Annotated in this window: 11 protein-coding genes; 7 read left to right on the top strand and 4 right to left on the bottom strand. The window is 63.7% G+C overall.

Features of this window, described 5'->3' with window-relative positions; all coding sequences use genetic code 11:
• Positions 1-122 precede the first annotated feature (122 nt).
• On the top strand, positions 123-2,591 hold the full coding sequence (locus tag KEM60_RS08890) for a hypothetical protein (RefSeq protein WP_219107170.1): 2,469 nt from the start codon (positions 123-125) through the stop codon (positions 2,589-2,591).
• A gap of 13 nt (positions 2,592-2,604) precedes the next feature.
• On the opposite strand, the gene msrA is transcribed toward KEM60_RS08890, so the two are convergent.
• The 3 genes from msrA to KEM60_RS08905 all read right to left on the bottom strand — a co-directional run bounded on the left by msrA (position 2,605) and on the right by KEM60_RS08905 (position 4,513).
• A complete protein-coding gene (gene msrA, locus KEM60_RS08895) occupies positions 2,605-3,294 on the bottom strand; it encodes a peptide-methionine (S)-S-oxide reductase MsrA (RefSeq protein WP_219107171.1) in 690 nt (229 codons plus the stop codon).
• Between the two features lie 118 nt (positions 3,295-3,412).
• Positions 3,413-3,904 carry a transcription elongation factor GreA gene (greA, locus tag KEM60_RS08900; protein ID WP_219107172.1) on the bottom strand — a complete coding sequence of 164 codons (492 nt, stop codon included), beginning with the start codon at positions 3,902-3,904 and terminating at the stop codon, positions 3,413-3,415.
• 234 nt (positions 3,905-4,138) lie between these two features.
• Positions 4,139-4,513 (bottom strand): DUF4307 domain-containing protein, encoded by a 375-nt coding sequence (locus KEM60_RS08905; protein WP_219107173.1) that lies wholly within the window; start codon positions 4,511-4,513, stop codon positions 4,139-4,141.
• A 290-nt stretch (positions 4,514-4,803) separates the two neighbouring features.
• Between KEM60_RS08905 and mca the strand changes: the two genes are divergently transcribed.
• The 6 genes from mca to KEM60_RS08935 all read left to right on the top strand — a co-directional run bounded on the left by mca (position 4,804) and on the right by KEM60_RS08935 (position 11,111).
• The gene (mca, locus tag KEM60_RS08910) at positions 4,804-5,727 is read left to right on the top strand and encodes a mycothiol conjugate amidase Mca (RefSeq protein WP_219107559.1); all 924 of its coding nucleotides are present in this window, start codon (positions 4,804-4,806) and stop codon (positions 5,725-5,727) included.
• Positions 5,724-6,017 carry a hypothetical protein gene (locus tag KEM60_RS08915; RefSeq protein ID WP_219107174.1) on the top strand — a complete coding sequence of 98 codons (294 nt, stop codon included), beginning with the start codon at positions 5,724-5,726 and terminating at the stop codon, positions 6,015-6,017. Before mca ends, KEM60_RS08915 begins: the two co-directional genes overlap by 4 nt.
• Before the next feature lie 15 nt (positions 6,018-6,032).
• On the top strand, positions 6,033-6,809 hold the full coding sequence (locus tag KEM60_RS08920) for an isoprenyl transferase (RefSeq protein WP_219107175.1): 777 nt from the start codon (positions 6,033-6,035) through the stop codon (positions 6,807-6,809).
• A gap of 49 nt (positions 6,810-6,858) precedes the next feature.
• A complete protein-coding gene (mptB, locus tag KEM60_RS08925) occupies positions 6,859-8,532 on the top strand; it encodes a polyprenol phosphomannose-dependent alpha 1,6 mannosyltransferase MptB (protein ID WP_255574417.1) in 1,674 nt (557 codons plus the stop codon).
• Positions 8,533-8,835: 303 nt separating this feature from the next.
• The gene (locus KEM60_RS08930) at positions 8,836-10,071 is read left to right on the top strand and encodes a PhoH family protein (protein ID WP_370626351.1); all 1,236 of its coding nucleotides are present in this window, start codon (positions 8,836-8,838) and stop codon (positions 10,069-10,071) included.
• Positions 10,072-10,328: 257 nt separating this feature from the next.
• Positions 10,329-11,111, top strand: a complete 783-nt coding sequence (locus KEM60_RS08935) for a hypothetical protein (RefSeq protein WP_219107177.1) — start codon at positions 10,329-10,331, stop codon at positions 11,109-11,111.
• 78 nt (positions 11,112-11,189) lie between these two features.
• Here the strand turns inward: KEM60_RS08935 and coaA are convergent, their stop codons facing one another.
• The gene (gene coaA / locus KEM60_RS08940) at positions 11,190-12,143 is read right to left on the bottom strand and encodes a type I pantothenate kinase (RefSeq protein ID WP_219107178.1); all 954 of its coding nucleotides are present in this window, start codon (positions 12,141-12,143) and stop codon (positions 11,190-11,192) included.
• Between the last annotated feature and the right edge of the window lie 50 nt (positions 12,144-12,193).

The raw sequence follows: 12,193 nt of genomic DNA on the forward strand, positions 1-12,193 counted from the left end.
AATGCTCAACTGACGGGCTGGGCCGCCGATGGAGGTGTCGTACAGGAGGGGACTCCCCTGTGCGTTTCTTCGCTATTGGACAGCCAGCCCTCCGGGGCAGCTCTCACGGATGAGATGACGACATGTCGTACGGGAGCACGTCTATTGACCCCTCCGGGGGCTACCGGGTGACGCCGGTGACGCCAGCTGCCGCTGCGTTGCGCATCGGCACTGGACATGGTCGTGGCCAGGAAGCCTTCGCCGGTGGATATGAAGCCAAAAACGCGGCACCCGCGCCAATAGATCTGCCTGCGCTGTCCCCGACAGCGTTACGCGCCCAGGCGGTCGCTGGGCTCCTTGAGGCTCGACGCAGCGATCTGGTGGGAGCAGCCCAGGCATTGCACGAACCCGCATCGGCAGCGCAACACAGCCTGGCGACGATCTGGCCCTCAGATGATCCGGTGAGTCGTCGTCCGGACGCCCGTGTCGCGGCTGATCCAGGGCTCATCCAGGCGGATCGGGATGAGGAAGCTGAGCGGGCAGCCGGACGTCATCGTCGCCGCGAGGCACACGCCGAGCAGCAGCGAGCAGCAGCTGCGGCGGTAGCTGCTGCTCTCGACGGATCCCAGCCGACCGAGCCTGTCAGCACAGCAGGTGATTCGGCGCACAGTGATCAGGACCTGGCTCGGATCCGAGTGCGTCAGGCAGCAACAGCGGTCGATCGGCTGCAGAGCACTGTCGAGGATCTCACCGAAAAAATCCACCAGGCAGCGGTCTCCTCGGTGGCGGAAGTGAACGACCTGACGGCGCGATTGGCGGAGTTGAATGCTCACGCTGCGGCGGAAGGCGGCACGAACGTCAGTACCATCCGCAAGATCGATCATGTGGTGGCGGCTTTGGCCCGCACTATTGGTGCGACCGCGCAACCGGGTGCCGGTGGCACCGTCGATCTGTTGGTTGACGGCCGGGTCTTGGTCAGTGGGGATCGAGCAGCACCAGTGGAACTGGTCGACACATCCGAGGGCAGTCGGGTGGCATTGGTTGATGGCCGGGCCCTGTCGTTGTCTTCCGGGGTGCTGGTCAGCAGGTTGGGAATGCTGAACCAGGTGCTGCCGAACGTGGCCGCAGCTGCGGCAGCCGTCGCCGACCGGGTCGACGCGCAGCTGGCTGACCCGGCGGGCCCGCCCGCTCCGGGGGGTCCCATGGCGGCTGGACTCTTGGGCGGATTACTGCGCGATCTGGCCCGATCAGCGGAGAGTAGCCAGGCTTATGCCCAGGTCGCCGCAGGCGTGGGGGATCTGGTCACCCGGCTGGCACATGGAGACGTCCCGCCCACGGCCCGGGGCGCTGATCGATTGATCGGTGCGATCAGTGATCCGGCGCCGGTGCCAGACCCAGGGGGGTCGGTCCAGGCGACGTTGCCGCCGCTGCTCGCAGCATTGCAGGAGCTGGGGGCGGCCGCAGGTGAGCTGTCCGCCCCCGGGGCCGCAGCCGCGCGAACCCGCCTGATCAGTGGCGCTCCGGGAATCGCCACGCCGTTAGCTCACGCTGATGCCCCGGCAGGTGAAGCCACCGTACGGGTGCTGTCCACCGCGACTGCTGGTGCAGTCGTGACGGCTCAGTCCTTCCAACCGGATTCGCCGCTGGGAGATGGACGAGAGCATACGATCGGGATCGTCGAGCAACTGGGAACACCGATGGAACACACCACGGTGGTCGAGGTGGGCCGCTATCCGACGCCTTCAGATCTGGTGTCCGTCATCAATCAATCCAATGCTGGAGTGCGGGCATCGTTGGCTGAACTGGGCGGTGGCACGGTCCAAGTGCACCTTGAAGCCCTCACGACGGGACGTTCGTCAAACATCACCATCCTGAACGGGCTGCAACCGCCGTCAACGTCGACCTTGCTGGGGCGGATCATGACGTTGACGGCTGGGCGGGACACGATGGTCGAGGTGCGTCAGGCGGATCGAGCAGCGCAGGTGCGCCAATCTACTGACACGGTGATCCGTGATGTGGTGCCTGGGGTGGATCTGCAGGTGCACCGGGCGGATCCCACTCGGGCGTTCACCGTGGGGGTGCAGCGGCTGTCTCAGGATGCTGTGGACCGCACAGATCGACTTGTCCGAGCGGCAGGGGCGGTGGTCTCGACTGCTCAACAGGCAGGAGCCACGCAGACAGCAGCGTCTGTCCTGGGCGCCATGGGTCTAGCTGCGTCAGGTGCTGGCGCTCCGGGCGCGCTCCCGGCCCCGGGACGGGCACCAGCCCCGGGGGTCTCCGTGGACCGTCGCGGCGTGCCGACGTTCGATCGGCGAGTCCTTGCTGACGCCTTCGCGGAGCATGCCGGGACCGCCCAGGGGCAGGTCGCTGGTTTGGCGCGTGGGCTGGCCGGAGTGGCGGCTCAGAGCGACGGAGCGACGTGGGAGGTGTATCTGGCCGCCGGCGCCGCACGCGCCCCAGAATCACCGGGAACGTACGCCGCCGCCGACACCCGTCGTACCCGCCATGACGACGGGGCTGCTGAGGCATTGACGTCTCGAGAACGGGCATTGATGTCGGTGCTGACCAAATTGCATGGCCAGGGCGACTGGCTTGCGGCGCGCCTGGAATGACCGGGCTGGGAGGTTAGGGGCGGGGGCCGACCGGGCAGGTCAGGCCGTTCGCGCCGTGGGTGCAGTATCCACCCGGGTTTTTGTGCAGATACTGCTGGTGGTAGGCCTCGGCGTAGTAGAACGGGCCGGCCACGTCTGGGTTGTCCCGTCGATCACCACCGGCAGCCAGGACCTCGGTGGTGATGGGTGAGGTCTTTCCCGCGTGGCGAAGCACTTCAGAGAAGGCGAGATACGTGCGTGTCGCCGCGTCGTGTTGTTCCGGGGTGGTCCAGTACAGGGCCGACCGGTATTGGGTGCCCACGTCTGGTCCTTGCCGCATCCCTTGGGTGGGGTCGTGATGCTCCCAGAACGTCTTGAGCAGCGTTTCAGCTGTGGTGGCGGCTGGATCGTAGGCGACCAGAACGGTCTCCGTGTGGCCGGTCCGACCGGTGCACACCTCTTCATAGGTCGGGTGCGGGGTGTATCCGCCCATATAGCCGACTGCTGTGGTGTGGACTCCCGGGAGGCGCCACATGATGCGCTCGGCGCCCCAGAAGCACCCCAACGCCAGGTAGAGGACAGATGCCTCCCCACCCTCCAGGCTCCACGGGGCGGTCAGCGAAGACCCCAGCACCTCATGGCGTGCAGGCAGAGAGCTGACCGGAATGTCCCTGCCAGGAAGAGCTTTCCCAGGGTCGATCATTGTCGTTCGCATACCCCACATACGGCTCAGTCTTGCATGGGCACCGATGGCCACCGGTGCCTGCCCGTGCCGTCATGGTGTGAGGGACAGGGGCCGGTGGACGCGTTCTCGGCCTGCCGTCCACCGGCGTCGTCTCAGCTCAACCCTGGTACGGCTTGGCCTCCAAAACCTTCACCGTGATGTCCTTGCCATTGGGGGCGGTGTACGTGGCGCTGTCCCCGGCTTTCTTGCCGAGAATCGCCTCGCCGAGCGGGGACTTCTCGGAGTAGACGTCAATGTCTTCTCCGGAGATCTCCCGGCTGCCCAGGAGGAAACGCATTTCGTCCCCAAACATGTCGATGGTGACGACCATGCCTGGTTCGACGATGCCGTCATCGGGAGGCGTTTCGCCGACCACAGCGTTTTCCAGCAGTTGGGTGAGCTGGCGGATGCGGGCCTCCATCTTGCCCTGCTCCTCCTTGGCCGCGTGGTAGCCACCGTTCTCTCGCAGGTCACCTTCTTCACGGGCGGCCTCGATGCGCTTGGAGATCTCGCTGCGACCCTCGGTGCTCAGGTGATCCAGCTCGGCCTTCAGACGGTCGTAGGCATCCTGGGTCAGGTAGCTGGCCGCCGGCGTCGTGGTGTCGGTCACGATCTGCCTCCTCAGAGTGTCGGGACGGGGTCGTCGACCGGTGGCGGTCGACGGGGCCACCGCCGTGGACGACGGGATCAGTCAGGGTCGATGCCCGCACGGACCCCGTCGTGACTGGGCCGGGACCCGAAGGTCCTCGACGTGATGACACCCGGCGATACCGGCCGGGTGTGTAAGTACTCAACTATACGCACGTTCGACGTTCTGGACAGGGGGTCTGGACAGATGCCTGACCTACCTCGCTGGCACCGCCCGGCAACTGTCGACGCCACCGCGTACCGCCCTGCTGGTGGTGCGAACCGTGGTCGCGTAAGCCTTCTGCTGCTGCGGGTCAGGGCCGAGTGTGACCTCGGTCGATCCCACCGCCGCATGGTCTGGCCCCTGAGCCAGGATGAGGCAACGCACCGTCTGATCAGTGGGTTTAGCGACCTGATAGTGGACGACCATGGTGTTGTCGTCGGTGATCTCCCAGGTCAGATCCATCCAGTTGGGCTTGCCGACGGTCGCCGCTAATCCCCACCAGACAGCTCCCACGGTGAGCACGATCAACCCGATCGTGGCCACCACCCAGATCGGGGCTCGCCCCGGAGCCGGACGTGGAATCTGCACGAGAGCAGCCTAGCCCGACTGCTGAGTGATGATGCGGGGTGTGGCCTGTGGGCTTCCAGGGGTGTCGGAGCCCGGGGACATGTCCTCCGGGTGCGTCCGGGGCCTATGCTCAAAGCTAGTGTGGCGCAGGGGTTGCCGTCGGGGCCCTGGAAGCGGACCCTACGTCGGGGTCGCTGGAAGCACAGGCGAGAATCGATCAGATCCACCGTGGGACCGACCGCCCCGCATCGGCGTGGCAGTGTGACGACGCGAGAGGAAGTGACGTGGCCGGGCAGAACCGATGGCGTTTGATGGCGGTACACGCCCATCCCGATGACGAGTCCAGCAAAGGGGCAGCGACCTCGGCGCGATATGTCGACGAGGGCGCCCAGGTCATGGTGGTCTCTTGCACCGGCGGGGAACGAGGAGACGTGCTCAACCCCCGCCTGCAGCATGACGCTGACCTGCTCCGTGACCTTTCGGAGTTCCGGCGCCAAGAAATGGCGCGCGCCCAACAGGTCCTCGGCGTGGAACACACCTGGCTGGGATTCGTGGACTCCGGTCTGCCAGAGGGGGACCCCCTCCCACCTCTGCCGGAGGGCTGCTTCGCGACCCAACCATTGGCAGTCACTACTGAAGCATTAGTCCGGGTGATCCGGCAGTTCCGCCCGCATGTGATGACGACGTACGACGAGCGCGGTGGCTACCCGCACCCAGACCACGTGATGACCCATGTGGTGAGCGTCGCCGCTTTCCGGGCCGCTGGTGACCCACAAGCTTTCCCCCAGGCTGGCCCGCCCTGGCAACCGTTGAAGCTCTACTACAACCAGACGATTTCTTTTGACCGACTCGACGCATTGCATGCAGCGCTGTTGGCTGAAGGTTTGGACAGTCCTTTCGCCGACTGGATCGGGAGACGCTCGTCAATGCCAGTCCGTGACGTGACCACCAGGGTGTCGTGCGCGGATCATTTTGGACGCCGAGACGACGCTTTGCGGGCTCACGCTACCCAGATCGATCCAGACGGGTGGTGGTTTGCCGTGCCCCCAGAGCTGGAACGACGTGTCTGGCCGTATGAGGATTTTGAAGCTGCGATCAGTTACGTCGGGGTCGCCCCACAGGAGGATGATCTGTTTGCCGGGTTGGACAACCCTGACGCTGCAGACCGTCTGGCATACCAGAGCGCCGAGACGGGTGCGTCACCGCAGTACGACGTCGTCAAGGAGGCTTCATGAACGGCGCGAACCAGTCCGTCTCCGGCGGTATCGGAGGTTTCCTCGCGTTTTTCCTGTTGGCCTGCGCGTTGTGGCTGTTGATGCGCAACATGAACAAACGGCTGCAAAACATCAGTTACGACGAAGAGTTGCGCTCGCAACGACCTGATGGTCAGGGCCGTCCGGCGTCTGCCGCTGGTGGAGCCCCTCTCGGCGCGGCTGGCCCGATCGATCCGGGGGTGCGTCGGTCGGCGACCGGACCGGCCGACGGTGACGGTGGGGACGGGGCTTTCCCGTCTTCCGCTGGGTGACGGGAAGGGAACTCTGTGGGGCTGCGCGCACTCCTGTACCGCAAAGTGTTGTACGGGGTCTACGAGCGTCGGTTAGCTGCTGGCCTGAGGCCAGACCGGGTGCCTCGCCATGTTGGCGTGATGTTGGACGGAAATCGACGGTGGGCGCGGCAGAAGGGCACAGACACCGCGCATGGGCATCAGGCGGGTGCGGACAACATCGTCCCGTTCCTGACCTGGAGTGAAGAGGTGGGCGTCGAGATCGTCACGTTGTGGCTGTTATCGACAGACAATTTGCGTCGTCCAGAACACGAGCTGAGTCCGCTCCTGCGGATCATCGAAAACGTCGTTGAGGAGTTGTGTTTGGCCGGTCGGTGGCGGGTCAACATCGTGGGATCTCAGCGGCTCCTCCCAGAGGGGACGGCGCGACGACTCACTCAGTGTGCCGCGACGACGGCCGATGTCTCTGGCTTGGTGGTCAACGTCGCGGTCGGTTACGGCGGCCGGGACGAAATCGCTGACGCGGTGCGCTCTTTGCTGCAGGAAGCCCGGTCCAGGGGAGCGACCCTGGAAGAGCTGGCTGACTCCTTGGACGTGTCCGATATCGCCGGGCACTTGTACACTAAAGGTCAACCTGACCCGGACCTGGTCATTCGTACCTCCGGGGAGCAGCGGATCGGTGGCTTCCTCCTGTGGCAGAGCACGCACAGCGAGCTCTACTTCTGTGAGGCGTATTGGCCTGATTTCAGGCGGGTGGACTATCTTCGGGCGCTGCGGTCCTTTGCGGATCGAGAACGGCGTTTCGGGACGTGAACCGTCGTACAGGGGAGATTGGGGATGGAGGACCACTGAGGTGAGAGACGTGGGTAGTGCACCCGCGCGGCGTCGTCCTGCCCCGCTGCCACAACTTGACCTGCCTGGTTCGTTACGTCGAATCGGGGCCCATTTCCTCGAAGCGTTGCGGATGCCACTGGTACGTCGCGGCATCATCGCGACCGCCTGCATCTCGGCTGGCTCGATGACGTCGGCCTTCCTGCCCACCCCGGCTCCGATCGTGGAGACGTTGGGGTTGGAATGGTTCCAGACCAGCACCGGGAAGTTCGCGGCGACGGTGATTCTGTCCTTCGGGGTCATCTTGCTGTTGGACACCTGGTTGCGTTTGCGTCCGATCGCAGGGGGTCGGACAGCACCGGCGGTGACCTGGGCATTGTGGGCGATTCCGCTGTTGGCTTGTCCGCCGCTGTTCAGCAGGGATGCCTACAGTTACGCCGCGCAGGGGCTGGTCGTGGCTAGAGGTATGGACCCGTATCAGACGGGTCCGGTGTCGGTTCCGGGGCCATTCGCAGACCAAGTCGACATCATGTGGTTCTGGACTCCGGCGCCGTATGGACCGTTGGCCTTGCAGATGCAACGCCTGGTGGTGTCGGTGGTCGGTGGCGACGCCTATACCGCTGCGGTGTGTATGCGGGTGCCGGCGCTGCTGTCGATGGCAGTCATTGCTTATGCCTTGCCACGGTTAGCTGATCGGGTCGGGGTCAATCGGCAGCAGGCGATTTGGCTGGGAGTCCTCAACCCTTTGGCGATGCTGCATTTTGTGGGTGGGATGCACAACGACGCGATGATGGTCGCGTTGACGGTGTTTGCCATGCTGTTAGCCAGCCGAGGGCACTTTGTGTTGAGCTGTATCGCGCTGGCTGGTGCGACCGGATTCAAACAGACTGCGGCGATGGCGATTATCGGGGTGGTGGGCCTGGGGATGCGCTATCGGTGGGGCACGGTCAAACGGCGCCCCTATCTCATTGGGTTGTTTACCGGGACCAGCATTTTTTTGGTCGCTTTTGAAGCGATGACCCTGGCGACCGGTTTGGGATGGGGATGGGTGCAAAACCTAGCTGTCCCTGCATCGATTCGGTCCTTGTTGTCGCCGCCCACGTTGATCGGCACGCTTGCTGAGTGGTTCCTTTACCTGATCGGGTTGCCGCGGAGCGCGCAACTCGTGCCGGTGCCATTGATGCAGAGCATCGGTTTGGTCAGCTTCGCGGTGTTGGCGGCCTGGTTGACCTTTAGTCTTGCCCCGCGGCGTCCGGTGATGGCGGCGGCGTTGGCGTTGATCTGGTTCTGTCTGTGCGGACCAGTGATCCATCCGTGGTACATGCTCTGGGGCGGGGTGTTGTTGGCGGCGACCAAGATGGACCGCCGTACCTTCCGAGCAGCGATCTATGTGTCGTTGTTCTTATGCACGTATTCCATGATCGATGCCGCGTTCAGCAATGACAGATCGGCGTTGATTGTCTCGACGTTGGCTCTGGTCAGCTGGGGCATGCAGGGTCTGGTACGTCGTACTCCTGCGGCTTCGAACGCCCCCGGTGGGTTGTTGGGTGCCAAGCCGTGGGCCACCGGCCCCCTGGAGCCCGCGATCACGGCGATGAAGCCGGAGATTCCGGAGTCGACGGCCAGTGTGTCGGTGGGGGTGGACTCGTGGGGTCACCCTGAGGAGCCACCCGTCCAGGAGCGCCAGCGCTCTGCTGAGACCTGATGAACGGCTGATGACAGCCGAGTGAACGATGGGCGGTGAGCCTGCGCGGAAGCATCGAGCCCGGTGCGTCAGCCCCTACGCGGGCCACCCAAGGTCGTACGGTGACGAATGTCCTTGGCAGCACGCGCCAGTCCCTTCCAGCGAGAGCGTACGGAGCGTACCGGCGCCCGGAAGAGGGGTGCGTTCATGGTGGCGACCGTCCCGGATCGACAGGGTTCGTACGACGACACGGTGCGGTCTGCGCCGGAGGAGCGGCTGACGTACGTCCTGGATACCTCGGTGTTGTTGTCCGACCCGCGGGCGATGCTCCGGTTCGCTGAGCACGACGTGGTGTTGCCGATCGTGGTGATCACCGAGCTGGAGGGGAAACGCCACCATCCGGAGCTGGGATATTTCGCCCGGGGAGCGTTGCGGTTGCTGGATGATCTGCGAGTCACGCACGGTCATCTGGACACTCCGGTGCCGGTGGGTCATGCCGGGGGGTTGCTGCATGTCGAACTGAACCACCAGGAGCAGGACCGGATGCCGGTGGGTTTTCGATTGGGCGACAATGACACCCGAATCCTGTCAGTGGCATTGAATCTCGCGGCGACGGGGAAACAAGTTGTCGTGGTGAGTAAGGACCTGCCGATGCGGATCAAAGCATCGGCGATGGGTCTAGACGCCCAGGAATACCGGGCTGAGCTGGCCGTGGATTCGGGGTGGACGGGGATGTCTGAGATTGAGGTAGCTGCTGAGCAGGTGGATCGGTTGTACGCCGACGGAAGACTTGACTTGGCGGAGTGTCGCGAGCTGCCGGTTCATACCGGCTTGGTGATGACCTCTGCGCGGGGGAGCGCATTGGGCCGGGTGGCTCCAGACGCGACGGTCAGACTGGTCCGTGGGGATCGAGATGCCTTTGGTTTGCATGGGCGCAGCGCTGAACAGCGGATCGCCTTGGACCTCCTCCTTGACCCTGATGTCGGGATCATCAGTCTGGGCGGCCGAGCTGGCACTGGAAAAAGTGCTTTGGCCCTCTGTGCGGGTTTAGAGGCGGTGATGGAGCGACGGCAACATCGCAAGATGCTGATCTTCCGCCCTTTGTATGCGGTGGGTGGCCAAGAGCTGGGGTATCTTCCGGGCACCGAGGCAGAAAAGATGAATCCCTGGGCACAGGCGGTCTTTGACACGTTGTCTGCGGTGGTCAGCAGCGAGGTCGTCGAGGAAGTCCTGGATCGAGGCATGTTGGAAGTGCTCCCGCTGACCCATGTCCGGGGGCGATCGTTGCACGACGCTTTTGTCATCGTCGACGAGGCTCAGTCGCTGGAGCGCAATGTCCTGCTGACTGTGCTGAGTCGGATCGGACAGAACTCACGCGTAGTGCTGACCCATGATGTGGCACAACGAGACAATCTGCGTGTCGGACGTCACGACGGGATCGCAGCGGTGATTGAGGCGCTGAAGGGGAATCCGCTATTCGCCCACGTCACGCTGGTGCGCAGCGAGCGCAGCCCGATCGCAGCTTTGGTGACCGAGTTGCTCGAAGGGGCTGAAGTGTGAGGCCGATTCGCCCAGGGTCTCGCATGTCGGACGTCTGACCGGGTCACGATTTGATGAACGCCCGACCAGGTGCCAGGGTGTCAAAAGTATCGATCCGATAACGGTCCGTTTCAGATGTGGTGACAACAGCCTCGGCCAGTGGCGCCACACCGGGTTCGGCGCCACTGGCCGTCGTTGGGTCGCCCATCGCCCTACGGAGGTACCACGTGTCGCGATACAACGGCTCTCACCGCAACAGTCCAGGTGCCACCAAGCAAATGAGCGCTCCGTTCTCCTTCCTCTACCGGCACACCAAGTCGGTAGCCGGGGCAAGCTTGCTGGCGCTCGGGGTTGGTGGGGCTGTTGCGCAGAACATCCCTGCAGCCATGGCCGCAGCACGGTCCCAGCCAGTGCCGCTGTCCGGCGCAGAGCTGGTGGCTTCCCTCACTCGGATCAAGGGCGAACAGCAGCCCACCAGTAGCGGGTTCGGTGAAGGTCTGGATCGGATGATCTCTCAGGTGTCCGGGCATGTTCCGGCCGCACGAGAAGGCAGCTCCCAGGTCGCCGCTGGCTCTCGGGTCCCCGAGAAAAGCAAGCCGGGCGCTGACAAGAGCAAGCCTGCTCCGGACAAGAACAAGCCAGGCGCTGACAAAAACAAACCCGCTGCGGATCAAAACAAGCCGGGTGCCGACAAACGTAAGCCTGCTCCGGACAAGAACAAGCCAGGCGCTGACAAAAAGAAAGACCCGGCAGCCACCCAATCAGATTCTCGGGCGATCGCCCAACGCCTGGTGGCTGAGCGTGGCTGGGGTCAGGACCAGATGGTGTGTCTGGACCGGCTCTGGGGCAAGGACAGCGGCTGGCGGTTCGACGCGCGCCACCCTGCCACCGGCGCCTATGGGATCCCACAGGCCAAACCGGCAGAAAAAATGGCGACCGCGGGTGGTGACTGGCGGACCAACCCCACCACTCAAATCAACTGGGGGCTGGGCTATATCGCCGCGGTCTACGGCACTCCCTGCGGTGCTCTAGCGCACTCTCAAGCCACCAACTGGTATTAAAAGCTGCCGGATCACGATGGGTGCCGATCCGGCGACGGTTCCCGCAGGGTGGTGGCCTGCGGGAACCGTGCCGGTCGCTCAGAGTTTGCGGAGCCGCACGTGTTGCACGCTGTGGTCGGCTCCCTTGGTGAGGACTAGTGTCGCCCGAGCTCGGGTCAGCTGGACATTCTGACGCAGATTAGGCTCATTGATCGTGTTCCAAATCAAGGAGGCCAAGGCAATCGCCTCGCTGTCCGAAAGATCGGCATACCGATGAAAGTAGCTCCCAGGATCAGCAAAAGCTGTACGGCGTAACGCTAGAAAACGATCGATATACCATCGTTTGATGTGCTCTACCCGGGCATCGACATACACCGAGAAATCGAAGAAGTCGGAGACCGCCAACCCATACCGCCCATCCGGGCGAAGCCGCGGACTCTGCAGCACGTTCAGTCCCTCCACGATCAACACATCTGGACGACGTACTTCAATGTGTTGGTCAGGGACGATGTCATAGACAAGATGACTGTAGACCGGGGCAACCACCGTGTCCGCGCCAGCTTTGACCTCAGCGACAAAACGCAACAATGCGCGCTGGTCGTAGCTCTCGGGGAAGCCTTTACGGTCCAGAATCCCTCGGCGTTCCAACTCAGCATTGGAGTAGAGGAATCCGTCAGTAGTCACAAGCTCTACCTGCGGAGTGTTGGGCCAGCGGGCCAGCATCTCGCGCAGCAGTCGCGCTGTCGTCGACTTGCCCACTGCCACCGATCCGGCCACCCCGATGATAAACGGGGTCCGTTCTGGTCGTTCCCCGAGGAAGTTCCCAGTGACCCGGTGCAGAGACTCAGTTCCTTCGACGTAAAAACTCAATAACCGGGACAACGGCAGATAGACATCCTCGACCTCTCGAAGATCGATCTGATCCCCTAAACCGGCCAGTCGAGCGACATCGGCATCGGTCAGCCGCAGTGGGTGGGCCTCACGCAACCGCGCCCAGTCTGAACGGTCCAGTTCCACGTAGGGGGAGGGGATCGAGTCATGCGAATGAGACACGGCGGCATTCTTCCCTATGGTTCGTCGACCCAGACCGAATCTGCGTGGTG

The sequence above is a fragment of the Austwickia sp. TVS 96-490-7B genome (assembly GCF_019331795.1).
Lineage (GTDB): Bacteria > Actinomycetota > Actinomycetes > Actinomycetales > Dermatophilaceae > Austwickia.

Bases quoted from the DNA above. Each gene is read 5' to 3' on its own strand.
- KEM60_RS08890 (WP_219107170.1), top strand. From the start codon at position 123: ATGTCGTACGGGAGCACGTCTATTGACCCCTCCGGGGGCTACCGGGTG.
- msrA (WP_219107171.1), bottom strand. From the start codon at position 3,294: ATGTGGGGTATGCGAACGACAATGATCGACCCTGGGAAAGCTCTTCCT.
- mca (WP_219107559.1), top strand. From the start codon at position 4,804: ATGGCGGTACACGCCCATCCCGATGACGAGTCCAGCAAAGGGGCAGCG.
- KEM60_RS08915 (WP_219107174.1), top strand. From the start codon at position 5,724: ATGAACGGCGCGAACCAGTCCGTCTCCGGCGGTATCGGAGGTTTCCTC.
- KEM60_RS08930 (WP_370626351.1), top strand. From the start codon at position 8,836: ATGCTCCGGTTCGCTGAGCACGACGTGGTGTTGCCGATCGTGGTGATC.
- KEM60_RS08935 (WP_219107177.1), top strand. From the start codon at position 10,329: ATGAGCGCTCCGTTCTCCTTCCTCTACCGGCACACCAAGTCGGTAGCC.